This window comes from Synechococcus elongatus PCC 11801 (assembly GCF_003846445.2).
Lineage (GTDB): Bacteria > Cyanobacteriota > Cyanobacteriia > Synechococcales > Synechococcaceae > Synechococcus > Synechococcus elongatus_A.
This window is the reverse complement of record NZ_CP030139.2, coordinates 1,413,930-1,437,466: the sequence shown is the minus strand read 5'-3', so window position 1 is coordinate 1,437,466 and position 23,537 is coordinate 1,413,930. Positions and strand designations below refer to the sequence as shown.

The 23,537-nt window shown below is 56.2% G+C and carries 25 protein-coding genes; 13 read left to right on the top strand and 12 right to left on the bottom strand.

The window, feature by feature from the left end; translation table 11 throughout:
* Positions 1-44: 44 nt before the first annotated feature.
* The gene (locus tag DOP62_RS06880) at positions 45-218 is read right to left on the bottom strand and encodes a hypothetical protein (RefSeq protein ID WP_208676151.1); all 174 of its coding nucleotides are present in this window, start codon (positions 216-218) and stop codon (positions 45-47) included.
* 232 nt (positions 219-450) lie between these two features.
* Entirely contained in the window at positions 451-1,386 is a 936-nt protein-coding gene (locus tag DOP62_RS06875; RefSeq protein ID WP_208676153.1) for an N-acetylmuramoyl-L-alanine amidase, read from the bottom strand.
* Between the two features lie 294 nt (positions 1,387-1,680).
* Here DOP62_RS06875 and DOP62_RS06870 point away from each other — a divergent pair, with 294 nt between their 5' ends.
* From DOP62_RS06870 to DOP62_RS06855, 4 genes are read left to right on the top strand one after another with little or no spacing between them, the layout of a single operon-like run.
* Positions 1,681-2,604: a hypothetical protein gene (locus tag DOP62_RS06870; protein ID WP_208676155.1), complete on the top strand. Its 924-nt coding sequence runs from the start codon at positions 1,681-1,683 to the stop codon at positions 2,602-2,604.
* Between the two features lie 46 nt (positions 2,605-2,650).
* Positions 2,651-3,685 carry a bifunctional heptose 7-phosphate kinase/heptose 1-phosphate adenyltransferase gene (locus tag DOP62_RS06865; protein WP_208676157.1) on the top strand — a complete coding sequence of 345 codons (1,035 nt, stop codon included), beginning with the start codon at positions 2,651-2,653 and terminating at the stop codon, positions 3,683-3,685.
* A gap of 34 nt (positions 3,686-3,719) precedes the next feature.
* On the top strand, positions 3,720-5,081 hold the full coding sequence (gene der / locus DOP62_RS06860) for a ribosome biogenesis GTPase Der (RefSeq protein ID WP_208676159.1): 1,362 nt from the start codon (positions 3,720-3,722) through the stop codon (positions 5,079-5,081).
* A 9-nt stretch (positions 5,082-5,090) separates the two neighbouring features.
* Positions 5,091-5,972, top strand: coding sequence for a CbiQ family ECF transporter T component (locus DOP62_RS06855; protein ID WP_208676161.1), 882 nt, complete (start codon positions 5,091-5,093; stop codon positions 5,970-5,972).
* Positions 5,973-6,120: 148 nt separating this feature from the next.
* Here DOP62_RS06855 and DOP62_RS06850 read toward each other — a convergent pair whose 3' ends face one another.
* Positions 6,121-6,621, bottom strand: coding sequence for a photosystem I reaction center protein subunit XI (locus DOP62_RS06850; RefSeq protein ID WP_208676163.1), 501 nt, complete (start codon positions 6,619-6,621; stop codon positions 6,121-6,123).
* Positions 6,622-6,666: 45 nt separating this feature from the next.
* Positions 6,667-6,783, bottom strand: coding sequence for a photosystem I reaction center subunit VIII (locus DOP62_RS06845; protein WP_208676165.1), 117 nt, complete (start codon positions 6,781-6,783; stop codon positions 6,667-6,669).
* Between the two features lie 357 nt (positions 6,784-7,140).
* Here DOP62_RS06845 and DOP62_RS06840 point away from each other — a divergent pair, with 357 nt between their 5' ends.
* Complete coding sequence (locus tag DOP62_RS06840) at positions 7,141-8,082, top strand: HEAT repeat domain-containing protein (RefSeq protein WP_208676881.1); 942 nt, start codon at positions 7,141-7,143, stop codon at positions 8,080-8,082.
* A gap of 127 nt (positions 8,083-8,209) precedes the next feature.
* On the opposite strand, the gene DOP62_RS06835 is transcribed toward DOP62_RS06840, so the two are convergent.
* Entirely contained in the window at positions 8,210-8,548 is a 339-nt protein-coding gene (locus DOP62_RS06835; protein ID WP_208676167.1) for a 30S ribosomal protein PSRP-3, read from the bottom strand.
* Positions 8,549-8,969: 421 nt separating this feature from the next.
* Here DOP62_RS06835 and DOP62_RS06830 point away from each other — a divergent pair, with 421 nt between their 5' ends.
* Positions 8,970-9,770, top strand: coding sequence for a TIGR01548 family HAD-type hydrolase (locus DOP62_RS06830; protein ID WP_429614746.1), 801 nt, complete (start codon positions 8,970-8,972; stop codon positions 9,768-9,770).
* Here the strand turns inward: DOP62_RS06830 and DOP62_RS06825 are convergent.
* Positions 9,767-10,723 carry a cupin gene (locus DOP62_RS06825; RefSeq protein WP_208676169.1) on the bottom strand — a complete coding sequence of 319 codons (957 nt, stop codon included), beginning with the start codon at positions 10,721-10,723 and terminating at the stop codon, positions 9,767-9,769. The two genes, DOP62_RS06830 and DOP62_RS06825, sit on opposite strands and share 4 nt — an antisense overlap.
* Before the next feature lie 138 nt (positions 10,724-10,861).
* Between DOP62_RS06825 and queA the strand changes: the two genes are divergently transcribed.
* Both queA and DOP62_RS06815 read left to right on the top strand, forming a co-directional pair.
* A complete protein-coding gene (gene queA / locus DOP62_RS06820; RefSeq protein ID WP_208676171.1) occupies positions 10,862-11,941 on the top strand; it encodes a tRNA preQ1(34) S-adenosylmethionine ribosyltransferase-isomerase QueA in 1,080 nt (359 codons plus the stop codon).
* A 74-nt stretch (positions 11,942-12,015) separates the two neighbouring features.
* Complete coding sequence (locus tag DOP62_RS06815; protein ID WP_208676173.1) at positions 12,016-13,215, top strand: type IV pilus twitching motility protein PilT; 1,200 nt, start codon at positions 12,016-12,018, stop codon at positions 13,213-13,215.
* 30 nt (positions 13,216-13,245) lie between these two features.
* Here the strand turns inward: DOP62_RS06815 and DOP62_RS06810 are convergent, their stop codons facing one another.
* Complete coding sequence (locus DOP62_RS06810) at positions 13,246-13,947, bottom strand: L-threonylcarbamoyladenylate synthase (protein ID WP_208676175.1); 702 nt, start codon at positions 13,945-13,947, stop codon at positions 13,246-13,248.
* 15 nt (positions 13,948-13,962) lie between these two features.
* Here DOP62_RS06810 and larC point away from each other — a divergent pair, with 15 nt between their 5' ends.
* Positions 13,963-15,171, top strand: coding sequence for a nickel pincer cofactor biosynthesis protein LarC (gene larC / locus DOP62_RS06805; RefSeq protein WP_208676177.1), 1,209 nt, complete (start codon positions 13,963-13,965; stop codon positions 15,169-15,171).
* A gap of 56 nt (positions 15,172-15,227) precedes the next feature.
* Here the strand turns inward: larC and hpf are convergent, their stop codons facing one another.
* Positions 15,228-15,851, bottom strand: a complete 624-nt coding sequence (gene hpf, locus DOP62_RS06800; protein WP_208676179.1) for a ribosome hibernation-promoting factor, HPF/YfiA family — start codon at positions 15,849-15,851, stop codon at positions 15,228-15,230.
* Between the two features lie 205 nt (positions 15,852-16,056).
* Here hpf and lipB point away from each other — a divergent pair, with 205 nt between their 5' ends.
* Complete coding sequence (lipB, locus tag DOP62_RS06795; RefSeq protein ID WP_208676883.1) at positions 16,057-16,794, top strand: lipoyl(octanoyl) transferase LipB; 738 nt, start codon at positions 16,057-16,059, stop codon at positions 16,792-16,794.
* A gap of 72 nt (positions 16,795-16,866) precedes the next feature.
* Here the strand turns inward: lipB and DOP62_RS06790 are convergent, their stop codons facing one another.
* From DOP62_RS06790 to DOP62_RS06775, 4 genes are all read right to left on the bottom strand, one after another.
* Positions 16,867-17,391 carry an FKBP-type peptidyl-prolyl cis-trans isomerase gene (locus tag DOP62_RS06790; RefSeq protein ID WP_208676181.1) on the bottom strand — a complete coding sequence of 175 codons (525 nt, stop codon included), beginning with the start codon at positions 17,389-17,391 and terminating at the stop codon, positions 16,867-16,869.
* A 54-nt stretch (positions 17,392-17,445) separates the two neighbouring features.
* On the bottom strand, positions 17,446-17,769 hold the full coding sequence (locus DOP62_RS06785) for a phasin family protein (RefSeq protein WP_208676183.1): 324 nt from the start codon (positions 17,767-17,769) through the stop codon (positions 17,446-17,448).
* 90 nt (positions 17,770-17,859) lie between these two features.
* Positions 17,860-18,486, bottom strand: a complete 627-nt coding sequence (locus tag DOP62_RS06780) for a Crp/Fnr family transcriptional regulator (RefSeq protein WP_261790017.1) — start codon at positions 18,484-18,486, stop codon at positions 17,860-17,862.
* 178 nt (positions 18,487-18,664) lie between these two features.
* Positions 18,665-20,092 carry a family 10 glycosylhydrolase gene (locus DOP62_RS06775; protein ID WP_228383229.1) on the bottom strand — a complete coding sequence of 476 codons (1,428 nt, stop codon included), beginning with the start codon at positions 20,090-20,092 and terminating at the stop codon, positions 18,665-18,667.
* Positions 20,093-20,185: 93 nt separating this feature from the next.
* On the opposite strand from DOP62_RS06775, the gene DOP62_RS06770 reads away from it, so the two are divergent.
* From DOP62_RS06770 to DOP62_RS06760, 3 genes are read left to right on the top strand one after another with little or no spacing between them, the layout of a single operon-like run.
* The gene (locus tag DOP62_RS06770) at positions 20,186-21,013 is read left to right on the top strand and encodes a carbon-nitrogen hydrolase family protein (protein WP_208676885.1); all 828 of its coding nucleotides are present in this window, start codon (positions 20,186-20,188) and stop codon (positions 21,011-21,013) included.
* A 42-nt stretch (positions 21,014-21,055) separates the two neighbouring features.
* The gene (locus DOP62_RS06765; protein ID WP_208676189.1) at positions 21,056-22,438 is read left to right on the top strand and encodes a cation:proton antiporter; all 1,383 of its coding nucleotides are present in this window, start codon (positions 21,056-21,058) and stop codon (positions 22,436-22,438) included.
* A 49-nt stretch (positions 22,439-22,487) separates the two neighbouring features.
* The gene (locus DOP62_RS06760; RefSeq protein ID WP_208676191.1) at positions 22,488-23,522 is read left to right on the top strand and encodes an N-acetylmuramoyl-L-alanine amidase; all 1,035 of its coding nucleotides are present in this window, start codon (positions 22,488-22,490) and stop codon (positions 23,520-23,522) included.
* Positions 23,523-23,537: the final 15 nt, after the last annotated feature.

Genomic DNA, 23,537 nt, shown 5'->3' with positions numbered 1-23,537 from the left:
TAGACATCTAGAGTCAGCTCATTACAACAAGGCTCAGTGAGCTGTTAAACCAAGGCTGGCTCAAGCTGCTGGTTGAGCCAAACTTCGGCTTGGCGAGAGGTTTCCAGCTCTGTGCGTCCACTGACTACTGCAAGCAAGCGATCGCCTTGGAAAATATGACCGAGGTAGCTAGGCTGCTGACCTTTTTGATGCCGAATACGAACACGAACGGAGGTCATATGCCCCTCCCATACAAGTGAGGTGAATCGTCGTAGCAAACTGAAGCGAATGCTAAGGTTCTGCATTTAGGCTAGCGATCGCTGGTGCCCTGTTGGCCAACCTCACCAACTGATTTAATGAATGATGAAAAGCTTTACAAAATAATTATTCAGCCCAGTCGTTTTATTTCTGCACAGATGCAGTCCTAGTTAGTGCTGTTCCTAGAGCGATCGTCCAAATCCACTCAGTGATTCACAACGAGGAGCCTGCTCCTACATCGGGATCAGCACAGCCGGGAATTGTCCCTTCATTGAGAAGTTGCAGCCGCTGCGCTAACCGCTGCCATTGGAAACTTCTGGGGTCCATCCGTGATCCACTCTGATCAACTGCAGCATGAGTGGTAATGCGATCGCCTGGAATCGTGTAACCCGTCATCCACTGCTGCACAATCAGAGCCAAAGAATCATACTGTCGAGCTGTGTAGCCGCTGTGCCGCCGTCGATTGTCGCGACCGTCCCGCGGCGACTCCAGACTGACATGGAGTGCAAAGTTGTTGACGGAGCCCGGTAGTTTGGGATTAAAGCGTACCGATTCACCGCGGAAGCTGGAGGAGCCTGCCCCAAAGGCGCGCTTATCGGGTGGCACCGTGTAGACAATCGTGCCATTACGACGAATCAGCGCATGGTAGCTGGCCTGATCCTCATCGCGTGGATGTGGGGTTTGGAAGAAGTTGATCGCAGAATCTGCTGAAGCCACCGTCTCATGTAGGACGATCAAGCTGATGCGGTTATCGACTGGCTGGCCGTTGCGATCGACAGCGGCGCGATCGCCAAAATTGGTGGGATGGGCCCAAGCTGATCGAATCTCGGGCCGAAAGTTAGCCATGCTGTAGGCTTCACGGCCGATCGCTGGCTGCATGGCTTGACAGACTGGGCCAACAGCGGTTGCTCGTGTCGGTGGCAGGTTGCGTGGCACCGGCGGTGTCTTAAAAGGATTGGGGCCACCTGTGAGAGGTGCCGGATCCGGTAATTGCGCCAAGATGGCCGCCAGTTCGGCTTCGCTGGCATCAGCACTCGGGGTGGCTGTACAGGCCGTCAGAACAAGTAGCAGGCAGCCTGTTACCAACAGCTGGCCCCAGCCACGCCATCGACTGTTAAACAGTTGCAGAATCCTCGGGAAACCAGACATCACTGACGGTACCAACCGGTTACATCATCACTCACGAGTCAGTTACTCATCTCCAATTCAGCCTGCAGAGTGTGCGAGCGAGATGATCAACAAGTGGATTGATTATCACTGCTCCCTTGCCATTTGCTGAGTTTTGCCTGTGACATTTCGAACCTCAGCGCCTAGCCACTGGAGTCGATCGCACAATCCACTCCCAGAACTGTCCTATCGTGATCCTGCAGACCAACAGCCCTCTCCATCCTCGGGATAGGATTGGCGCACTGCCTCCTCTGCGATCGCCTTTTCGACTGGCCTATGACTGCTGCGCCGTCTCGTCCCTTGGAGACCGCTCCTCTGCCTCAGCCTGAACCTCGGCATTGGCTGCGCAATCCGTTTGCGATCGCTCTTCTGATCTCGGTTGGTGCCCATGGCATCTTTTTCGCGGTCTTCCCCTACTTGTCCGATCCCGCACCGACCAAGCCCAAACGAGAACCAGTGCAAACACGGGCTTTGACTGCGGATGAATTTGCGCGGCTCCCAGAATCACTCCGTGGCGCGGCTCCCAATCCCGTTAGTACGCCTGCAGTGCCCTTTAGCGGCATGCCCGATCTATCGGCGCTGATGTCGCCGATGGTGTTGCCACCACCGCCTGAACCCCTCGTTCTGCCAGAACTCAATCTCCCCGTTCCAACGTCGCCTCCCCCCCAGTTGCCACCACCTCCAGTCCCTGAGGCTAGCGATATTGCTCCGCCGGCACCGCCGGTAAGCGACACGCCACCTGCGGCTCAAACTGAATCGACGCCTCAGGCGTCACCCACAGGCACGGAAACGGCGGTGGTCGATGAATCGCTCTATGCGTTCACTGTCGAAGGCACTGATCCCAGCCTTGGGTTTGGCAAGCTCGGTGAGTTTGTCGCTGCGCTCCAGACCGACTATCCCGACCTCAAAATCCCCAATCAAGCGATCGCGATCAAACTGCCTCTGCCCGAGGGCGATCGCTGTTTTGAGCAGGTGAAACCAGCGCAACTTGCCGTGCTAGTTGGTGCGAATGGGAAGGCATTAGAGCCGCCGCAGGTCTTGGTCAGCAGTGGCTATCCGATTCTCAATCAACAGGCGATCGCTGCGCTAGCAAAACAGCCCTATCCCCTTGGTAGTCGCACCGAGCTAAAACTGATCAACCTTGAATTTGTGCGATCGGAATCCTCCAACTGCCCGACTCCGCCCGCTACCACCGGTTGAGAGGACCATTCTCCGCCACAATAGTTAGCCAGCATGGAAGGCGGCGATGCGTCTGGACCCGACATTTCAGTCTCAGTTATTGCGTGAGCGCGATCGCTTGATCACGCTTGTGCAGAGTTTTCGCCAAGCCAAGGTGATGGTGGTCGGCGATCTGACACTGGATGAATTCCTGACCGGTCGGGTTGAGCGGCTGTCTCGAGAAGCACCCGTCGCGATTCTGCGCCACGAAGAAACCCGCCGCATTCCTGGTGGGGGTGCCAACGCGATCTACAACTGCGCCAGTCTCGGCGCTCAGGTTCTAGCCGTGGGGTTGGTGGGGGATGACGAGCAGGGTCGTGCCCTACGATCAATTTTTGAAGCAGTTCAGATCAATACCCAGGGCATTTTGGTCGAAGAAGAACGGCCAACGGTGACCAAAACGCGGATTTCTGGCCACGCTCGCCAATCCGTGACGCAGCAAATCGTGCGGCTCGATCGCAAGTCGGATGAGCCACCATCGCAACACCATCAGCAGGCGTTAGCGCGCTACATCACTGAGCAGATCGATCGCGTTGATGCGGTGATTGGCTCCGACTACGGCGACGGCGTCCTCTCCGATCCGGTGATTCATGCGATCGCGGCAGCCCCGCGTCTGGTCGTCGATGCTCAGGTCGATCTCGATCGCTTTCGGGGGGCGACCCTGTTCACACCTAACTTGCCAGAAGCAGAGTTAGCGGTTGGCTATGCAATTGCCAATGCGGCAGATCTCCAACGCGCTGGGCAAGATTTGCTCCAGAAAACCGGCGCCAAGGCCGTCTTGATCACTCGAGGTGAAGAGGGCATGAGCTTATTTGCCGCCAATGGGGAGCAGCACCACATTCCTGCCTTCAATCGCACGGATGTTTTTGATGTGACTGGAGCAGGCGATACGGTCGTCGCCGCTCTAACGCTTGCGTTGGTGTCCGGCGCGAATTTCTGGGAAGCGGCTGTGCTTGGTAATCTGGCCGCCAGCCTTGTGGTGCGCGTGTTTGGGACAGCAACCACCACTGTGGAAGCAATGGAGACTGCCCTCATGCAACTTACCGAGCCCGGAGCGGGATGACTAGAATGAAGGTTTGCATGTAAGTAAGACTGTTATGCCGCTGCCGATTGTCGCCATTCTTGGCCGACCAAATGTTGGGAAGTCTACGTTAGTCAATCGTTTGGCCGGCAGCCGCGAAGCGATCGTCCACGATGAACCCGGTGTCACCCGCGATCGCACGTATCAAGAAGCCTTCTGGTGCGATCGCGATTTTACGGTAGTTGACACTGGTGGTTTGGTTTTTGACGACGACACCGAGTTTTTACCACTGATTCGTGAACAGGCTGAGTTGGCTTTAGCAGAAGCAGTTCTGGCTGTTTTAGTCGTCGATGGACAGGCAGGTCTAACGGCAGCCGACAGTGAAATTGCCGACTGGCTGCGCCATCAAAATCGACCGATCGTAGTGGCTGTCAACAAATGCGAGTCGCCCGACAAAGGTGCTGCCCAAGCAGCGGAATTTTGGGGCTTAGGTTTTGGTGAACCACTGCCGATTTCCAGCATTCATGGCAGTGGTACAGGTGAGTTGCTCGATCGCGTTGTCGAGCTGTTGCCACCTGCAGATAAATCAGCTGAGGAAGAAACGGAAATTGGTGTAGCGATCGTCGGTCGTCCCAATGTCGGTAAATCTAGTCTGCTCAATTCCTTCTTGGGTGAACAAAGGGCAATCGTCAGCCCGATCGCGGGTACAACTCGTGATGCGATCGACACAGTGATTGAGCGCAACGATCAGCGCTATCGCTTGGTGGATACAGCAGGGATTCGCCGTAAACGCGGGGTTGACTACGGCCCTGAGTTTTTCGGAATTAATCGCTCCTTCAAAGCGATCCGTCGGGCAGATGTCTGCTTACTGGTGATCGATGTGCTGGATGGCGTCACCGATCAAGATCAAAAACTGGCAGGTCGGATCGAAGAAGATGGCCGTGCTTGCGTGATCGTCGTCAACAAGTGGGATGCCCACGAAAAAGACTCCAGCACCATCTACGAGGTGGAACGGCAACTGCGCGATCGCCTCTACTTCCTCGACTGGGCACCGATGATTTTTGTCAGTGCGCTGACTGGTCAGCGGGTTGAGAAGATTCTCGACCAAGTCAACACCGTGGTAGAGCAGCACCGTCGCCGCGTCGGCACTTCCGTAATCAATGAAGTCTTGGGTGATGCGATCGCTTGGCGAACACCACCAACCACACGTCAAGGTCGTCAGGGTCGGATTTACTACGGCACCCAAGTCACCACCCAGCCGCCTAGCTTCACGCTGTTTGTCAACGATCCCAAGCTGTTTGGCGAATCCTATCGCCGCTACATTGAGCGCCAATTCCGGGAAAGCCTCGGCTTCAGCGGCACCCCAATCCGCCTCTTCTGGCGTGGTAAAAAATCACGGGAATTGGAGCGCGGCGCCAATCGAGCCACCCGCGTTTAAACTGCTCCAATGGATTTACTGCGATCGCTGCCGTTGGGGCTATATCTCGAGCAGCCGGTGACTTGGCTGCATCGACTAGATCCGCGAGTGAAATTGGGTTGGCTGATGCTGTTCTTGCTCAGCCCAATTTTGGCTAGTCCGCTCTGGCGCATTGGTCTGGTGGTTGCACTGTTGCTCCTGACCTTCAGCGCCCGCATTCCCCTGCGCGTTTGGCGGCAGCAAATGGGCTGGCTGCTGATGCTTGCGGGGTTGCTGTTCGTGCTGACGGCGGTACTGCCCGATGGTCAGCTCCTGACTCAGCAGTCCTATCGACCCGATTCGGGTCTGACGCTGCCGCCAGCGAGCGACTACCGCTTTGACCTTTGGAGTTGGGGCAATCTACGAGTCACTCAGCGATCGCTCAACCTTGCGATCCGCACCAGCACACTAATTTTCACGCTGCTCTACAGCACAACCCTTTATCTACTGACCACTACGCCAGAAGAAATTACGGCGGCGATCGAGGATTGTCTGGCACCGCTACGGCGTTGGGGCATTCCCGTCACGGAAATTTCGCTGGCACTCACTCTTGGATTGCGCTTCTTGCCGCTGGTACTGGAAGAGATCCAAAGTCTCTATCGATCGGTGACGACTCGGGCGATCGACTGGAAGCAGTTGGGTTGGCGGCGAGGGCTGCAAATCTGGCTATTAGTCGCTGAACGCGTTTTGCAAAATCTCTTGCTGCGGGCGGAGCAAATTGCGGCCAGCATGCAGGTGCGCGGCTTTACCAGCCCCAGCCGACATCGTGTCCCTTGGCATGATCTGCAACTGCAACGCCGCGATCGCTGGGCAATTGCGATCGGAATTGGTGCGGTTGGTGTGCGCTGTCTATGGGGGCAAGGTAGCTTGTAACGCGATTCAAGACTGCTCCTGATCATCAGCTCACTGCCAGCGATGTTCACTAGGGATGAAGAGCGATCGCGCACCCAGAAAAAACGAGTCCTCAATTGAGGACTCGCTGCATCTTGTCAGGAACGAGGTGGATTCGGTCGTAACGGACTTAGTGCACCGACCAAACGCCAGCGGCAATTTTGACCAACGGTTGCACGTAGGGCGTCGAGGCGAGGTAGAACGCAAAGAACGCGCCACCCAAGCCACCCAGGATGAAGCCGCTGGTGAATTCACTCCAGCCTTCTTTCGTGAACAGTTCTTGCGGAGGATTGGGTGTGGTCACCGTGCTTTCTGCCGGAGCCGGACCAGAACCCGCATTGCCGTAGAGCGAGAGGCAAACGGTCAAAATCACAACCAGACCAACGGTTGCCAGCAAGCCAGCAGAACCCGCGGTTTCGGTATTGCGCAGAGGGCCCAAAATGCTGAACGGCCCATAGAGCAAGAAGCCATGAGCCATGCCGATTTCGAGACCACGGCGATTGGAGCTAAGGCCGCGACGATAGATCGGCAGCGCGTTGATAAAGGTTCGGGTAAACGGGGAAGAGTTGATCGGCGTTGCTAGGTTGCCAATCTCAGGCGTGCCGCCATTCGCAATCACGTCTTGGGCCATTGCAGAACTCCGAATAGGACAATAGTGCGGTTAAAGCCAGAGCCTCTAGGCTTCCGACTCAATGTAGGTGAACAGCAAGCTCATCAGGACTGCAGGGAAGCCCAGACCTACGAGCGGTACAAAAATAGTCGGCAAGAAGGCAGCAGCAAAGTCACCAGACATTGCAATCTCCTGTAGAGAACCAATCAGGCAGAAAGAGCCGCAAGTATTGTAGAAGCGTCGCTGCTGCACGATCGCAACGCCTCGAAGTGCCGTTATAAAAGTTCATTGAATTGACCCAGCTTGCCCCTGATTCTGTTGCAAAAATTCACGGCTAATGGGCGTAATCCAGTCTGAGGAGAGTGTCATTTCGTTTGCAATTAAGCGCTTCATGCTGTCTGAACAAGTCGCCCAACTGCTATGGGACGATCGCGTTTGCAACTGTCATTGGCAGCCCTGCAATCGCTCGCTATTGGGTCGGCGATCACCCTAGTCGCATAATTGGGGCAGACCCTTGATGTCACAGAAGAGGCTGCGCGGATGAATGCGATCGCAGGAGTTGTGGGACTCGCTATTGGTGCAGGTGGAGCCTACGCGATTCTCTGGCCACGGCTGAAGAAGGCAGAAACCAGCCGTCAGCAGCTCAGCCAAGACCTGCAACGCCAAGACAAGCGGTTGAACGATGAACTGAACGCACAAGGGCAGCGTCATCACGAAGCGGTCCAAGATCTAAAAGCGCAAATCAGCAACTTAGAGTCAGCTTTAGCGACCGCTCAAGGCGATCTCAGTACTCTTGAGACGCAGAAGCGGGAGCTCGAGGCGCAACTCAGTGGCCTACAAACCAGCTTGGCTGCGGCTGAAAGTCAGCATCAAACCGAGCTCGCGAGCCGCACTGCCACTATTCACGCCCTCGAAACTCAGATCAGCCAGCAACGCGAGCAAATCCTCGCCCTGCAGCAATGCACGCACAACCTTGAGCAGCGGCTGGCGCAAACCCTCAATGCAGGGGTACGGACACAGCCCCCAACGACTGCAGCAGAACCATCCACTATCGTTGAATCCACCTCTTCTGGTGGAACTACACTTCTGACTTCCGAGAGCAGCATCTTGCCCAGTACCTCGGGTATTGTCTTGGAAGACCTACTCCAGCAGGCTCGCGATCGCGATGAACAGACACGGGCGAATACTGCATTCGCTCTGGGTGCGATCGCTAGTGCCAGTGCAGCTAGTCAAGTTGCGGCAATTGTGCGGGTCCTTGCGGAATTAGGACGCGATCCCAGCGCCACGGTCCGCCTCGCTGTGGTTGAAGCCTTGAGTGACTGGCGATCGCCTAAAGTGCTGCCGCTGCTGCGACAAGCCCTGCGAGACACGGATCCTACCGTTGTCAAAGCCGCCAATGCAGGACTGACCCCTTTCCGCGGTGCCCTGCGCAAGGCCAAAGCCACGAAGAAAAAATCGCGATCGCGGCGATCTGCTCGCTAGCAGCTACTGCACCCACTACTGGAGTTCTGAAACTAGGAATCCAGTGGTGGGTTATGTTCCCCCGATCGCAAAAGGGTCTTGGATCAATGACCCAAGACCCTTTTATCAGCTACAGCTGGATTGCTGACTAGTTACTGCCGGTGAAGACCAGTTCTGGGAAACGAGCCTGCGCTTGTGCCAACGGCTTGCCTTTCCCTTCTTCTTGCCAGTAGTTGATCACTTCGGTTGCTTGGTTGAGCAATTCAACCCGTTCTGCTTCCGTGATCCAGCTTTTGCTTTCGAGCTCGGTTTTCAGTTGTTCCCAAGCATCATGACGCGGCCAGAAATAATAGGCCGTCAACGGGCTGGTTGCTTTACCAACGACTTGATCGACTGCGATCGCAACGTTTTCGTTCAGCCAAAGAATTTTGATCGTAAACCTGGACAATCCGACCTCCCAGCCATGCCTGGCTGACGTACCTATCACCTTGAGCCTGCACCGGATCAAGCCTGATCAGGGCGCAGCGTTGACTCAGATTTTCCGAGTCTTTTCCCACTACCGCAGGAGTTCAGGAGCCATTGAGCGGACTCAGGCGATCCTGAATTGAGCATGCAGCAGGCATCGACAACTACCCGTTGCCCATGGGCCAGGGAATGAATTGCTCAGCAAGAATGGTTGATCCTTGCAAATCACCTTGAGCAGTAGTTCTAGGGGGATTGCGAGGCAGACGAGCTGACTGGCAATAATGCACCCGAGATAGAACTCACTTGGTGACTGGGCATTCCCCAGATCGGCTCACCTTGACATCTAAGAGCCAATGGGCCGTCTTTTATCCTATCAAAAAGGTTGTGACTGTCCAGATCAACGATAAGAGTCTGCCGCCCGATCGCGCACCATAGAAACATGCATGGAGAGCAATCCTGTGTCACAGCCTTGGGCGATCGCAGTCTTTGATATTGATGGCGTAGTGCGTGATGTCAGCCGTTCCTACCGACGGGCACTAGCGGATACTGTCGATCACTTTACGGATGGGGGCTATCGGCCAACACCAGCCGATATCGATCGCCTTAAGGGTGAAGGTCAGTGGAACAACGACTGGAAAGCTTCGGAAGAACTGATCTATCGCTACTACGAAGCACAAGGACGCGATCGCAATACCTTGGCTTTGGACTACGAGACGATCGTGGCTTTCTTCCAAGTGCGCTATCGCGGCCAGCAACCGGACGTTCCATCTGCGTGGGATGGCTACATTTGCGATGAGCCGTTGTTGATGTCCGCCGACTATCTGCAAGCTTTAAGTGCAGATGGCGTAGCTTGGGGCTTTTTTAGTGGTGCGACGCCAGCCTCAGCCCGCTTTGTTTTGGAACAGCGTGTTGGCATCAATCCTCCTGTGCTAATTGCTATGGGCGATGCTCCGGATAAGCCCAACCCAACCGGATTGATTACGGCAGCTCAGCGCCTTGCGTCCGATCCCCAGCTCCCAACGATCTATGCTGGCGACACCGTTGCCGATATGTTGACAGTGTGGCGGGCTCGCTATGAAGCGAGCGATCGCCCTTGGTATGCCGTGGGAGTTTTGCCACCGCATCTGGAGACTGCCAGCGATCGCGATCGCTACGCCCAACAGCTGACAGAAGCTGGCGCAGACTGCGTAGTCGAGGGTGTGGAAGCTCTGACGAGCGATCGCGTCAAAGCGCTGCTAAGCTAAGCTGCCTCATCCGAGATCTGGCCATTACTGCGGGCGAACAGAATATCGAGCGTCCGCAGATAGGTGTGTAAACCAGCATCTTGAATCGGCAGCAAATGGGCTTCATGGCCCGACTCGTTGTAGTGGGCATGCCAGTAACCCGGCGGCGTTACAAACACCGAGTAGGGCCGCCAGTCAACACGGACGGGGTTGCGAATTTGACCGCGCTCATCCAGCTGTGTGCCCACCAAGGTGTAGCAACCGGGCTGACAATCCAAAATCAAATCCAGCGCCACGGATTGGTGACGGTGGGGAGCTTGCACAACGTCGGGCGGCAGCAATCCAAACATCGCCCAAATCGTATGGGTGATCGTGCGCGTCTGGGGAAAGTTCTGATTGGCGAGTAGGACGCTAAGACGATTCGCCTTTTTGGACTTGGGATCCGCAGCGATCGCAGCGAGGGTCTGCTCCAGGTCTTGGCGGCGGTAGAGCGTTGGCTGGAAGCGGGCGCGATCGGGTTTGACGCCGAGGTAGCGTAGCAACGGTGCATCGTGAACCCAATAGAAGGCGCTATCCGTCTGGGCATAGTGGGTCGCGATCGCATCGGTGGGCAGCGCCAGGCAGCAGCCTTCCGTCCAAGCAATTTCCTGATCGGCGACACGGGTCACGCCCTGTCCGCGCAACACGTAGAAAATCTGGCTAGTAGCGATCGCGGTGGTTTCGATCGCTTGATTTGGCAAAATGTGAACGAAGTTCGCTAGGAGGGAGGGCGAGGTGGCCGGCCCTTCGCAACCCAGGGCTTCACTCAGGTCAAGCGGAATAATCGCCGTTGCTGGCGCTTGGTGCAGCTCTGCACCCCAGTCTTGATAGGGAACTCGCGAAATCAGGCGTTGCCCGAGGGGATTGGCAGCTTCACGATAGTCGTAGAGCAGGGCCTCAGCCGTTACACCGATCGAGTTAGAAGCAATCACCATATCAACGCAGGCCAGCAGCGATGGCACGATTGTAACGAGCGCACCTCTCAGATCTGTCATCTGGGACACGGGATCGTGATTGCGATCGCTCATCGCTGTGATTCACTTCGCTAACCTCATTCTTTCGAGCTTCTGTCTGTGAACGAGTCTTCTCCCTCGGATTGGCAACTGGATGCCTACGACTACGAGTTACCAGCGGATCGGATTGCCCAAACGGCCGTTGAGCCCCGCGATCATGCCCGCCTCTTGGTTTTTCCCGATCGCGAGCAGCTGTGGCATCGGAACTTCTACGACCTGCCGCAACTGCTCAATCCTGGCGACTTGCTGATCATCAATGACACCCGCGTTATCCCTGCTCGCTTGTATGGCCAAAAAATCGACACGGGCGTGCCAGTCGAGGTGCTGCTGGTGGAGGAGCACGGTCCAGGTTATTGGCTGACCCTAGTCAAACCGGGGAAACGGCTGAAGCCTGGAGCGGCGATCACCTTTGGGCCAAATCCTGAAGATCCACTGTTAGTCGCTGATGTGGAAGCGAGCGATCCAGCCACAGGGGGCCGGTGGTTGCGCTTCCGAGGTGAACCAGAAGCTTTTTGGTCACGGCTGGCGACTCTGGGAGAAATGCCACTCCCGCCCTATATCCACACCAGCAGCAGCGATCCTGAGCGCTACCAGACGGTCTACAGCCGGGAGATGGGCGCAGTGGCGGCACCAACGGCGGGCTTGCACTTTACGCCGGAACTGCTGACAACGTTGGCTGACATGGGCGTTGCCACAGCTCCCGTGACCCTGCATGTCGGCATTGGTACCTTTCGCTCAGTGGATGTTGAGGATATTCGCCAGCACCAAATGCACAGCGAACGGATGGTCGTTCCAGCCGCGACTGTCGAGAAAATTCAGGCGACCAAAGCGGCGGGCGGTCGTGTGATTGCAGTCGGCACGACCAGTGTGCGGGCGATCGAAGGGGCCGCTGCTTCGGGCGAGCTCAAGCCAGGCAGCGATCGCGTCAACTTATTCATCTATCCGGGCTATCGCTGGCGGATTATCGATGGCTTGATCACAAACTTCCACCTACCGCGATCGAGCCTGATGATGCTGGTCAGCTCCCTGATAGGCCGCGATCGCCTCTTGTCGGCCTATGCAACGGCGATCGCCGAGCAATATCGCTTCTACTCCTTTGGCGATGCCATGCTGATTTTGCCCGACGCCAAGCTTTCCTGAGGCTGTCATCTGCCGCATTTAACTGGGGCAAGCTGGGTATAGATTGCTTTTATCCGGCTTTCGGGCTTTTCCGCATGACTGATGCCTCGCGCCTACCGCTACCCCCGCCTCCCCCTCCTTTTGGGGGGGGTGGAGCCTCAGCGGTTCCTGCACCGAAGCCAAACCCTATGCCTGCGCCTGCCCCGGCCGCATCTCCCCAGCCTGCGGCCAGTAAGCAGCCGAGCTTGGCAGAAATTGTCCGACAAGCCTACGAGCACGACTACTCGGATGTGCACGTGGGGGTTGGAGAAGTACCGCGCTTCCGCGATCGCGGCGAGATTGTACAAACGACCTATCCGGTTACGGATAGCGCCACGTTTAATGCTTGGCTGCGCGAAGTACTGACGGAAGAACAGGTGCGCGAGTTTGAGCAGGGCTTAGACTTCGACGGCGCAACCCAATACGACTTTGCGCGGGTTCGGATCAATATCTTTGGGTCGCTGCGGGGCCCTTCCATGGTGTTGCGGTTAATTCCGCTGCGCATTCTCAGCCTCGATGAGTTGAGCCTCCCGCCGGTCTTCCGCGATGTTTGCTACTACCCCAAAGGACTGGTGCTCGTCACGGGTCCTACGGGATCGGGGAAATCAACGACTCTCGCTGCCATGATTGACTTCATCAATCAGGAAATGGCGAAAAATATCATCACGATTGAGGATCCCATCGAGTTTGTTCACCAGAGCCAGCGATCGCTGATTAAGCAACGCGAAGTCGGTGTCCATACGCTGAAGTTTGAGGCGGCTTTGCGAGCTTCGTTGCGGGAAGACCCTGACATTATCCTCGTTGGTGAGTTACGTGATCGCGAAACGATTAATACGGCACTCAAAGCGGCTCAAACGGGCCATTTGGTGATGGCAACCCTGCACACCAACAGTGCTGTTAAAACGATTGAGCGAGTGCTCAACATGTTTGAACCCGCTGAGCAGCCACCTGTGCGGGTTGCTCTTGCTGAATCTCTGGTGGCGATTATTGCCCAAGGACTCTGCCGCACCATTCAAGGCAAACGGGCTGCCTATCACGAGATTTTGATTAACACGGATGCCATTAAGGACTACATCATTCGCGGTGAACTGGAAGAGGTGGAGCAGTTAATTCCCAAATGTACTTTTGACGGAATGTGCACTAGTAATCAGTCTCTCTTCCGACTCTTTAATGAAGGCAGAATTAGTGAGGAGACGGCGCTCTCGCAATCGAGTAAGCCTAATGAAATGTCGCAGATGCTGCGCGGACGCGTTTAAGTGGGCGATCGCTTCAGCATTGCTGATGGCCTAGGCTTCCACTAACAAGCCCAAGGGCTCTAACGCCTCCCAGCCCAGACCTCGACGCAGCACGAGGGGTAAGTCATCTGTCAGATCCAGCACGGTAGAGACCTGATAGCCCGGATCAGCGCCTAGAATTCGCATTTCCTGGCGTTCAACTTCAATCGTGATGTCAACAAGGCGATCGAGTTCACCAAAGAGTTCAGCAGGGGCGATCGGACAGTGGGGGCCTTGCTCGTAAGCGAGAGGGGCTTTGCGATCGTTGGGTTGAAGATGCGCAGAGGTGGAAATAATGGGGCCATCCAAAGCCCGCAAGAGAGCTTGGCAGATTGGGCTGTTGGGAATGCGAATCCCAGCGGTGCGCCGTTTGGGGTTCATGACCACGCGCGGGACTTCTGGGGTCGCTGGCAACAGGAACGTGTAAGGGCCGGGCACCAGTTCCCGCATTAAGCGGAAGGCGCGATCGCTAATACATCCATATTGTGCGGCTACCGACAGCGACGGACAGATGAAGGTCAGCGGTTTATCGTTGTCGATGTCCTTGATGCGCCGCACCCGTTGCACCGCCGCACGATCTTTGACGTCACAGCCAATCGCGTAGACTGAATCGGTCGGATACAAAATGATAGCCCCCTGACGCAAGGCTTCAGCAATCGCGGCGATCTGCTGGGGTTGTGGGTTGTCTGGATGAATGCGGTAGTGCTTTGCCATGCTCCCTTCCCTCGTATGACTCCAATCGCTTACTTTGACTGCCCGAGTGGCATTGCCGGCAACATGTGCCTTGGCGCCTTGGTGGATGCAGGGGTTCCCCTCAGCTACCTCGAGCAGCAGTTGCAGCGACTGTCCTTGAGCGAGCCCTATCAGCTGGTGGCGACACCCGTCTTACGACAGGGAATGGCCGCAACCCACGTCGAGGTTCAGATCGAGGCGGCCCCGCACGCCCATCGACATCTCTCTCATATTGTCGCTCTGATTGAAGCGGCTGGTTTGCCCGATCGCGTCCGCGACTGGAGTATTGCCATTTTTCAACAGTTGGCGATCGCGGAAGCCGCCGTCCATGGGGTCACACCTGAGCAAGTCCATTTCCATGAAGTCGGCGCCACCGACGCGATCGTGGATATCGTCGGTACCTGTCTAGGACTGGACTACCTCGGGATTGAAGCCGTCTATTGTTCTGCGTTGCCCACCGGAGGGGGCACGGTGAAGGCAGCCCACGGACAGCTCTCGGTACCTGTTCCTGCAGTGCTACGACTCTGGCAAATGCGGCAAGTACCGGTCTACAGCAATGGAATCGAGCGAGAGCTTGTCACACCCACGGGTGCCGCGATCGCCGTCACCCTAGCCAAATCTTTTGGACCACCACCCCCTCTACAACTGCAAAAAACAGGCTGGGGGGCAGGGAGCCAAGATCTTCCTATTCCCAATCTGCTCAAACTTTGGATTGGCACTGCTAGCGATTTACCAGGCGCACCCCAGCATCTAGAAGGCAGTCTCGAAACAGTTCAAGTCCTCGAAACTCAGGTCGATGACTGTAGCCCGCAGGTTTTGGCCTACGTCAGTGAGCAGCTCTTAACCGAAGGTGCACTGGAGGTGTTCAGTCAGGCCATCACGATGAAGAAGGGACGACTCGGTACCCTTCTAACTGTCATTTGTCGAGCCGAGCAGCAAGCTGCTTGTGAAGCAATTCTGTTCCGTGAAACCACTACGATCGGCCTGCGCTTCCGCAGCGAGCAGCGCCGGGTTTTACCGCGCCGCAGCGATCGCATTCAAACCCCTTGGGGAGAAGTACGGGTCAAAGTGGCAGGGGATCCGCAATCGCCCCTGACGATTCAACCCGAGTATGAAGACTGCCGTGCCATTGCCGAGCGTCACCATGTAGCTCTGCAAGATGTGCAGGCAGTAGCTCGCCAGCAATGGCAACAAGAAAACGCCTGACACAATGGCCAGGCGCAGATTGTCGGAGAGTGAGAGAAGGGTTGATGACCCAGAGCCTAGAGCGCAGCTTCAGTGCGAGCAACTGCAACCTTCTCAGCGTTTCCTTCGGGACGCGGTTGAATCACCCCGTAGCCGCCGTGATTCCGTTCGTAAATCACGTTGATCTCGCCCGTTGCCGCATTGCGGAACATGTAGAAATCATGGTCGACGAGTTGAAGTTGTGCCAGAGCATCTTCTACCGTCATCGCGGGCATGGCGAAGTATTTGGACCGCACAATGTCTTGGGGCAGTTCTGGCTGCCGACCGTTGAGCAAATCGGTGACTAAGGCACCATCAGATAGCTGCTCAGCGGTTTCGGCAGTGGAAACCTGACCTCGGCGATCGCGGAGTTTCTCCTTGTATTTCTTCAGTTGACGGCTGATCTTATCTGCAACCAGATCAATGCTGGCGTAGAGATTTTCATTGCACTCTTCAGCCCGAATGACAGTGCCATTCGCATAAATCGTTACTTCAGCAGTTTGACGTGGGTTTGATCTCGCATGTTTAGCAACAGATAAGTGAACGTCGATCTCAGTCAAGAAGCTCTGGTAGTGGCTAACAGCTTTGTCCAGCTTTTGCTGCACATAATCATGGATTGCAGCAGTGACATCGATGTTGGTTCCCTGGACGACTAGCTTCATAAATCGCCTCCCAGACAAGTTTTCTACCCCCACCCTATCACTCTGTAACTGATAGGAAAGGGTGCGTTAAGAAGCTTTGTGTCTGTTGACAATTATTGATGCGAGCAAGAGCGATCGCCTCTTTCCAGCTCCGGTTCTGTTGATTACACTAGAAAAGGCGATCTCTAAGCATTACTTTTTAATTACCGCTTCAGCGATTCCCCTCGTGCCTTCCCACTCCGCTTGGCTGGTGCAAGCTGGCTGCCTTGACTACGCACAAGTTTGGGCGTGGCAACGCCAGCTTCAAGACAACCGTCGCCAAGATCCCGATCGTCCCGATGTTGTCCTGCTGCTCGAGCATCCGGCTGTTTACACCCTTGGCCGAGGCGCAAGTCTCGAGCATCTCAAGTTTGATCCCCAACAAGCTCCCGCTCCCCTGCATCGCATTGAACGAGGAGGTGAAGTCACCTATCACGCCCCTGGGCAGCTCGTCGGTTATCCGATCCTAAATTTGCGGCGTCACCGCTGTGATCTGCACTGGTATCTCCGCCAGCTTGAGGCGGTGCTGATCGATGTTTTAGCTATCTATGGCCTGACTGGTGAGCGCATTGAAGGGCTAACTGGCGTTTGGGTTGAGGGCAAAAAACTAGCTGCGATCGGAATTCAGGTTAGCCGTTGGATTAGCATGCACGGCTTTGCGCTTAACGTTTGCCCCGATCTATCGGGCTTTACTGCGATCGTGCCCTGTGGCATCCGCGATCGCGCGGTCGGCAGTCTTGCTGAGTTCTGTCCTAGTGTCCGGTTTGAAGCAGTGCGATCGCAGGTTGCAGTTGCCTTTGCACGTGTTTTTGATCTAGAGCTCCAGCCCTGCTCCATCGAGCAACTCCTAGCCGAAGAACATCTGGAACCCAGCGTCTACGACGACGGTTCAGGTACTAAGCCCTGTACGAACAAAAACTGCTGACCTAGGAATGTCCCAGAATCAGCAGTCGGTTCACGGACGTACCGTGAGGAAAATGGGGATGAGGGCGTCGATCTAGCCCGCGATCCGAATTAACTCAACATCAAAGACCAGAGTGGCATTCGGCGGAATCACGCCGCCGGCTCCACGTTCGCCATAGGCCAGAGCGGGCGGAATCGTCAGCTTGCGGCGGCCACCCACTTTCATCGTGGCAATGCCCTCATCCCAGCCTTTGATCACTTGACCGACGCCCAGCTTGAACTGAAAGGGACGGTTGCGATCGCGAGAGCTATCAAACTGGGTGCCATCTTCAAGGGTGCCGGTGTAGTGAACTACCACGGTTTGACCCGGCTGGGGGGTGGCACCTGTCCCCACCTCTAAATCGACGTATTGCAGGCCAGAAGCTGTCGTCACGATAGTTTCCGATTGGGTGGTCTGGGAGATGATCGGGGTTGGTGGGACTGCCGCAACCGGAGGGTTTGCCTCAACAGGAGTGGAAGCGGCGATCGCAGCGGGTGTTGACGGTCCAAACACCTGAGCCGCGACAAAGACGATCAGGCACAGCAGCATGGCCGCAAAACTGATCAAAATGTCTCGCACGGATATACCCTCCCACAGTGTGCCGTTGGCCCGTTTGCCAAGCCACTCTTCAATTTAGCGCCAGTTGCGATCCTCCAAGGCTCGAAGCTGACGTTCCAGACGATCAATCCGCCCTCGCAATTCATCCACCTCGGATTGACGTGCCAACCCTAGGTCATTGATCCAGTCGCGCCATTGACGCTGCCAGCGTTGATCGAGTTCTTCTCCCTCAGACTTGAGTTGCTGCTGAAGGTCGTCGATCAGTGCTTTTGCCTGATCGGCGTCGAGCTGTCCTGTCCGTACCCATTCATCACTGACGACGCGCAGGCGATCGGCCATGCGAGCAGTGGTACCAATGCCAAAGATCAGCAGATGCTGCAGCAGGTTATTCCGGTCCATGGGCCTCGGGTAGGCGCAACGCTGTTCCTAAGCTAGCGACTGCAAGGCCCGTTCAGACAGTGTGGAAACCCGTCAGAGTCTCATCTTGGCTTAGGCCGCAGCTTTCAAAACCAAGTGCCGCTGCTCATCAAAGTCCAGCCAACCCTCCCGCCGGAACTGACCGATCAGACGGGTGACGGTCACCCGCGTGGTTCCCAGCGCATTGGCCAAGTGCTGGTGGGTCAAACGGCAGTTCAGGCGTAGCAACTGACCTTCGGGCTGTCCAAATTCGCGGCCAAGGAGCTGGAGAAAGTTGCGTAGGCGATCTTCGACACGGCGTTGGCCAATCAGGCTGAGCAGCATTTCCGTTTGCCGATACCGCTGCGCCAGCATCAAAAAGAGATCCTGCGCCAATAGCGGAGTTTGCTCAATCTCAGCCAGTTTGAGCCGAATCAGATCCAAGTCAGTCAAGGCTTGAATCTCGTAGGGCATGACCCAGGAGAGTGGTGACCCGAAGGGCATGGAGGGGCCAGCCAGTCCCAGTAGGGCTTCATCGCCGCTTTCATAGCTGGTTGTAATTAAGGCGATGCCCCGACAGACAACCCAAATCGTGTCTTGGGGCAAAGGCACTGTTTGACCGGCTGTAAAGTGCTGCATCGGTCGATCGCGATAGACCTGCTCCAAAATCTGACGCAACTGGCCTGAGGCAAGTGTGGGGTGTGTCAAGACTGGAGACATGATGTTTTCTCGCATACCGACAGAAGACTTGCCGTCACTCTAAGGTGATGGATGCGACTAGGGCATCAAGACAAGATTGTTAGCCCTTTAAGGTTTGGTTAACTAGGTTTTCGGTAGTCAATGGTCGTGACGCGCTGGAGGAACGGGCATTACTCCGCAGGCCTCTACTGCTCAGAGATTAAACCCGACAGCGTTGGCGAACACGTTCCCCTTCAGGGTCTATCCACGCTAGAGAAAAGTGACTGACGCGATCGATCCGGCTGCCGTAGGTGGTCTGAAGTGCCTTCATTCGGCGTTCTAGGGGGAGGTGGGCATCGTAGTAGCGACCCCAAACGCCCGCGATCGCCGGCTGCACGATCGAATTGGGCATGGCATCCAAGACCCGCTGTACTTCTGCCAAAACACAGTCATGGTTCTCCCCGCAGAGGCTGTAGCTCATTGGGTGAAACTCCATCGTGCTGGGGAACTGATCCCACGGTTGCATGCGGGAATCCCAGCCCTGTTGCCCAACGCGCATATTGCCAAAGGGGAAAAAGACCGCGCCAGATGGCAATCCCGCTTGAGAGACGGTCGTGACGACCTCATTGACAAACTCGACTACGCCGCGACGCGCGTGTTGAACTGCTAGGGACCAGAGCGGATCGGCTTCCTGTCTGAGATTCAACGAGCCCAACTGATTGGCTAATAGCGAGACCAGTTTGTTGCGATCGCTGAGACTGAGCCGACCGGTGGTGAGGTATTCCTGCAGCAGCGCCTGCCCCTCAGAGGTACTGAGTTGGTTGATCCAAGCTTGGCGAGCTGCAGGCGACTGAATCAGTAAATCTGCAACGGTGGTAGCGACGGAAGCGGCGCCACTGCCACGGGGATAGCGCACATAATCTAATAAGACGCCGTCAGGCTGGCGACTCAGCACCGATCGCAGCAGGATTTGATAGTCCTGACGAGCTATGGGGCTGTAGGGATCCACAAAGATCTGTGATCCGCTCGGCACAATGTCAGCACTGGTTTCACCCCGCCCATTGCGCGCCAAAACTTCTTGGCGATCGCTGCGCTGACCGTAGCTGTAGCCGTAGTTGAGCGTAAAGAGCCAGGCATAGACGGACATCCCTCGCTCGCGACCCTTACGAATCGCCTCCGCCAGCAGATCGGCACGTTCCAACCCAGGTTCAGCTACCACCGAGGGCCAGACCGTGGGGTTATCGGCAGCGGGCAAGAGCACACGGCCGTCATAGAAAGTTTCAATGAAGACCTCGTTGTAGCCCAAGGTTTGCAGGCTATCAAACAACGAGTCCAAGCCACCGGGGCGCAGGTCACAGCCATAGAGCCTGACCCAGATCGCCATTTTGCGGGGCCAAACTTGTTCCCGACAGCGCTGTAGGTCGGCGGCAAGACTGCGCACCAGTTGACGGTACTCCTGTTCTGCTGCTGTATCTCCCTGTAGCGATCGCGCCAGAAGATTGGCTTGTGGGACGGAATAGAGCGCTAAATCGCAGTTGTAGCCTGTGTTGGGAACCGGTGAAAGCTGCGCATTGGCTACCGGGCTTTGAAGGGGAAGACAGGCGATCGCCGCCATTCCACTCAAGCACCGACGAAGCAAAGCAAGCATGGGTCCACCCTGAAGCATTAGCGGCGCGGGAGAGGAGTATGGCAGAATCCGGAAGTCTTGTCTGCTCTTTCCGTCTGCGATCGAGGCGCAGCAATGAAGTCTTACTTGGCCGCAGCAGTGCAGATGACCAGTCTGCCGGACCTAGAAAAAAATCTTACTCAAGCTGAGGAGTGGATTGACCTTGCCGTACGGCGAGGAGCGGAACTGGTGGGTCTGCCTGAGAACTTTTCATTTCTAGGGGACGAAGCTCAAAAGGTTGAGCAAGCCTCTGTGATTGCCGATCGCACTGAAAAGTTCCTCAAAACCATGGCTCAGCGCTACCAAATTACGCTGTTGGGCGGTGGTTTTCCGGTGCCAGCCAGCGAGGGACATGTCACCAATACCCTGCTCCTTGTTGGTCCCGATGGACAAACCCTGGCGCGTTACAACAAAGTCCATCTGTTCGATGTCGATCTACCGGATGGCAACACCTATCAGGAGTCTGCAACTGTCTTAGCTGGCCGTGAGTATCCGCCCGTTCATGACTCTGAAAGTTTGGGGCGGCTGGGATTTTCCATTTGCTATGACGTCCGTTTCCCGGAACTCTATCGACATCTCGCCAATCAAGCCGCAGAAGTCATTTTTGTGCCGGCTGCCTTCACCGCTTTTACCGGCAAAGATCACTGGCAAGTGCTACTCCAAGCCCGAGCGATCGAGAACACAGCGTATATCATTGCGCCAGCCCAGACCGGTGTTCATTACGGACGTCGCCAGACCCATGGCCACGCCATGATCGTGGACCCGTGGGGGATTGTCTTAGCGAATGCCGGCCGAGACCCTGGCTTGGCGATCGCAGAGATTTCGCCGCGCCGCTTGGCAACTGTGCGGCAGCAAATGCCCTGCCTGCAGCACCGAGTCTTTCCGACCCCGGTCTCCAGTTGATAATCGCAGCTGTGCACTTAATTTGGAGTGTGAAGACGATTGATGTTTCCACTGTTCAGTCCAGCGCTGGGATGGCCGCCCCTCCTGGCACAGACGATCGAAGTCATTGAAAGTCCTGAAGCCTCAACACTGATCCTGGTATCGGTACTCTTAGGGCTGGTTGTGGTCTATCTCGCCAGCAAAGTTGGCGGTGAGCTGTGTGTGCGTGCCAACCTCCCCCCCGTGCTCGGCGAGCTGCTGGGTGGTGTGATCGTGGGGACCTCCGTTCTGAAGCTCCTCGTCTTTCCTTCCAGTGGCGCTGGTGCTGAAGATGTTGTGCTGCTCAACTTCCTGCAGCAGATCAGTGGTGCCCCTGACAACTGGATGCCAACGATCTTTGCGACGCAGTCGGAAGTGATCTCCGTCCTGTCTGAAATTGGCGTGATCATCCTCCTGTTTGAGATTGGGTTGGAATCCAATCTGGATGAGCTGCTGAAAGTGGGTGCCAAAGCCGCGATCGTGGCTACTGTTGGAGTCGCTGCCCCTTTTGCGGCTGGCACGCTCGGTCTGATGTACCTGTTCCACATCGCGACTATCCCCGCCATCTTTGCTGGTGCGGCGCTGACTGCCACCAGTATTGGCATCACGGCTAAGGTGCTGTCAGAGTTAGGAAAGCTCAATTCGCCCGAAGGTCAAATCATCATTGGCGCGGCGATTATCGACGACATCCTCGGCATCATCGTGCTGGCCGTCGTGAGCAGTTTGGCTAAAACCGGAGAAATTCGTCCCTCGAACATCATCATTCTGATCGTCAGTTCGACTGCCTTTTTGGTGGGTGCGATTTTTATTGGGCGCTGGCTCAATCCGTTCTTCGTCAACTTGGTGAGCAACATGCAAACCCGTGGCGAAGTGCTGGTGGTTGCCTTGGTGGCCGCGATTATTGTGGGCTTGATTGCTCAGTTTGTGCGTCTAGAAGCCATTCTTGGTGCCTTTGCGGTCGGTTTGATTTTGGCGGAAACCGAAAAAGGCGAGGAGTTGAAGAAACAGGTGACACCCTTGGCGGATGTCCTGGTGCCGATCTTCTTCGTCGTGGTTGGGGCTAAAACTGATTTGAGCGTGCTGAATCCCACTGATCCAGTGAATCGGGCGGGGCTGATCATCGCTGGATTCCTGTTGGTGGTTGCAGTTATAGGCAAAGTCATCACCGGCTTTAGCTTGGTTGGTAGCAGTACGCCTATCAACCGCTTGGCGATTGGTGTGGGCATGATTCCTCGCGGTGAAGTCGGTCTGGTTTTTGCCGGAGTGGGCGCTAGCAGCGGTATCCTGTCCGAGTCGCTGAATGCCGGCGTGATTGTCATGGTGATCATGACAACTTTCTTGGCACCGCCGCTGTTGCGCTTGGCCTTCCGTGGGTCAACCGAGACAGTTGTGGAACCTGGTTCTTGAGAACAGCGTCGGGCAGGCAGCAAAACGAGCTGGACTGAGGAGAGCAGGCATGCGATCGCAAACGTGGTCTATTGGTTTGGGTGGCCTGCTCCTCAGCCTTGCGTTAGCCTTACCAGCTCGCGCCAATCAACTCCTGTTCTGGCGCTTGGATGCTAGCCAGAATCGATTGGAGTTTAAAACCCAAGGGGCGATCGCTCCGCAGGCGCAGCTGATTTTTAATCCTCAGCGGATCGTCATCGATCTGCCGGGAGCAGCCCTGCCGGCTCAGCGATCGCCCATCCGCGGCTCGGCAGGTATTCGAGAGATCCGGGTTGGACAACCTGAGGCGGGCGTGACTCGCATTGTGGTTGAGATCGCACCCGGCTACACGGTCGATCCCAGCTTGCTGAGGGTCGAAGGCTTGGATGCGACGACTTGGCAGGTACGACTCCAGCCGGCGCTACGCTTTGCGGGTGGGGGCAGCCCACCGCCCCCGCGATCGCCTTCCTTACCACCGCCTCAGCAGTCTCCGTTCCCGCCGCCGCGATCGCCCCAAGTGGGTCGGCAAGTGATTGTGATCGATCCGGGGCATGGTGGCCCCGATCCCGGCGCAATCGGCATTGGTGGGATTCGTGAAAAAGATGTTGTCTTCGATATTTCTCAGCAGGTGGCGGCTATCCTGCGCGACAGTGGGCTGGATGTGCGGCTGACCCGAACAGCTGATATTGACCTCGACTTAGAACCCCGCGTGCAGATGGCGGAGCAGGCAAGAGCGGATCTGTTTGTCAGCATCCACGCCAATGCCATCAGCCTCGATCGCCCCGAGGTCAATGGCCTCGAAACCTATTTCTACGCCTCCCAAGCCGGGGAGCGCCTCGCACGGACGATTCATCAGTCTATTCTTTCCGGCGTCTCCATCCGCGATCGCGGGGTTCGGCAAGCCCGGTTTTACGTGATTCGCCGCACCAGTATGCCTGCTGTTCTGGTGGAAACTGGATTCGTGACCGGCAGCGAGGATGCACGGAACTTAGCGAACCCTAATCACCGCCGCAAAATGGCAGAAGCGATCGCCCGCGGTATCCTACAGTACGTCCGCCAAAACTGAGGCTGTTGCTCCATG

Bases quoted from the DNA above. Each gene is read 5' to 3' on its own strand.
- DOP62_RS06840 (WP_208676881.1), top strand. From the start codon at position 7,141: ATGAATGCGATCGCAGGAGTTGTGGGACTCGCTATTGGTGCAGGTGGA.
- DOP62_RS06780 (WP_261790017.1), bottom strand. From the start codon at position 18,486: ATGTCTCCAGTCTTGACACACCCCACACTTGCCTCAGGCCAGTTGCGT.
- DOP62_RS06810 (WP_208676175.1), bottom strand. From the start codon at position 13,947: ATGGCAAAGCACTACCGCATTCATCCAGACAACCCACAACCCCAGCAG.
- DOP62_RS06880 (WP_208676151.1), bottom strand. From the start codon at position 218: ATGACCTCCGTTCGTGTTCGTATTCGGCATCAAAAAGGTCAGCAGCCT.
- DOP62_RS06845 (WP_208676165.1), bottom strand. From the start codon at position 6,783: ATGTCTGGTGACTTTGCTGCTGCCTTCTTGCCGACTATTTTTGTACCG.
- DOP62_RS06770 (WP_208676885.1), top strand. From the start codon at position 20,186: ATGAAGTCTTACTTGGCCGCAGCAGTGCAGATGACCAGTCTGCCGGAC.
- DOP62_RS06775 (WP_228383229.1), bottom strand. From the start codon at position 20,092: ATGCTTGCTTTGCTTCGTCGGTGCTTGAGTGGAATGGCGGCGATCGCC.
- DOP62_RS06765 (WP_208676189.1), top strand. From the start codon at position 21,056: ATGTTTCCACTGTTCAGTCCAGCGCTGGGATGGCCGCCCCTCCTGGCA.
- der (WP_208676159.1), top strand. From the start codon at position 3,720: ATGCCGCTGCCGATTGTCGCCATTCTTGGCCGACCAAATGTTGGGAAG.
- DOP62_RS06825 (WP_208676169.1), bottom strand. From the start codon at position 10,723: ATGGTGATTGCTTCTAACTCGATCGGTGTAACGGCTGAGGCCCTGCTC.
- DOP62_RS06760 (WP_208676191.1), top strand. From the start codon at position 22,488: ATGCGATCGCAAACGTGGTCTATTGGTTTGGGTGGCCTGCTCCTCAGC.
- DOP62_RS06855 (WP_208676161.1), top strand. From the start codon at position 5,091: ATGGATTTACTGCGATCGCTGCCGTTGGGGCTATATCTCGAGCAGCCG.
- DOP62_RS06785 (WP_208676183.1), bottom strand. From the start codon at position 17,769: ATGGACCGGAATAACCTGCTGCAGCATCTGCTGATCTTTGGCATTGGT.
- DOP62_RS06875 (WP_208676153.1), bottom strand. From the start codon at position 1,386: ATGTCTGGTTTCCCGAGGATTCTGCAACTGTTTAACAGTCGATGGCGT.
- DOP62_RS06815 (WP_208676173.1), top strand. From the start codon at position 12,016: ATGACTGATGCCTCGCGCCTACCGCTACCCCCGCCTCCCCCTCCTTTT.
- DOP62_RS06830 (WP_429614746.1), top strand. From the start codon at position 8,970: ATGGAGAGCAATCCTGTGTCACAGCCTTGGGCGATCGCAGTCTTTGAT.
- larC (WP_208676177.1), top strand. From the start codon at position 13,963: ATGACTCCAATCGCTTACTTTGACTGCCCGAGTGGCATTGCCGGCAAC.
- hpf (WP_208676179.1), bottom strand. From the start codon at position 15,851: ATGAAGCTAGTCGTCCAGGGAACCAACATCGATGTCACTGCTGCAATC.
- DOP62_RS06870 (WP_208676155.1), top strand. From the start codon at position 1,681: ATGACTGCTGCGCCGTCTCGTCCCTTGGAGACCGCTCCTCTGCCTCAG.
- DOP62_RS06865 (WP_208676157.1), top strand. From the start codon at position 2,651: ATGCGTCTGGACCCGACATTTCAGTCTCAGTTATTGCGTGAGCGCGAT.
- DOP62_RS06850 (WP_208676163.1), bottom strand. From the start codon at position 6,621: ATGGCCCAAGACGTGATTGCGAATGGCGGCACGCCTGAGATTGGCAAC.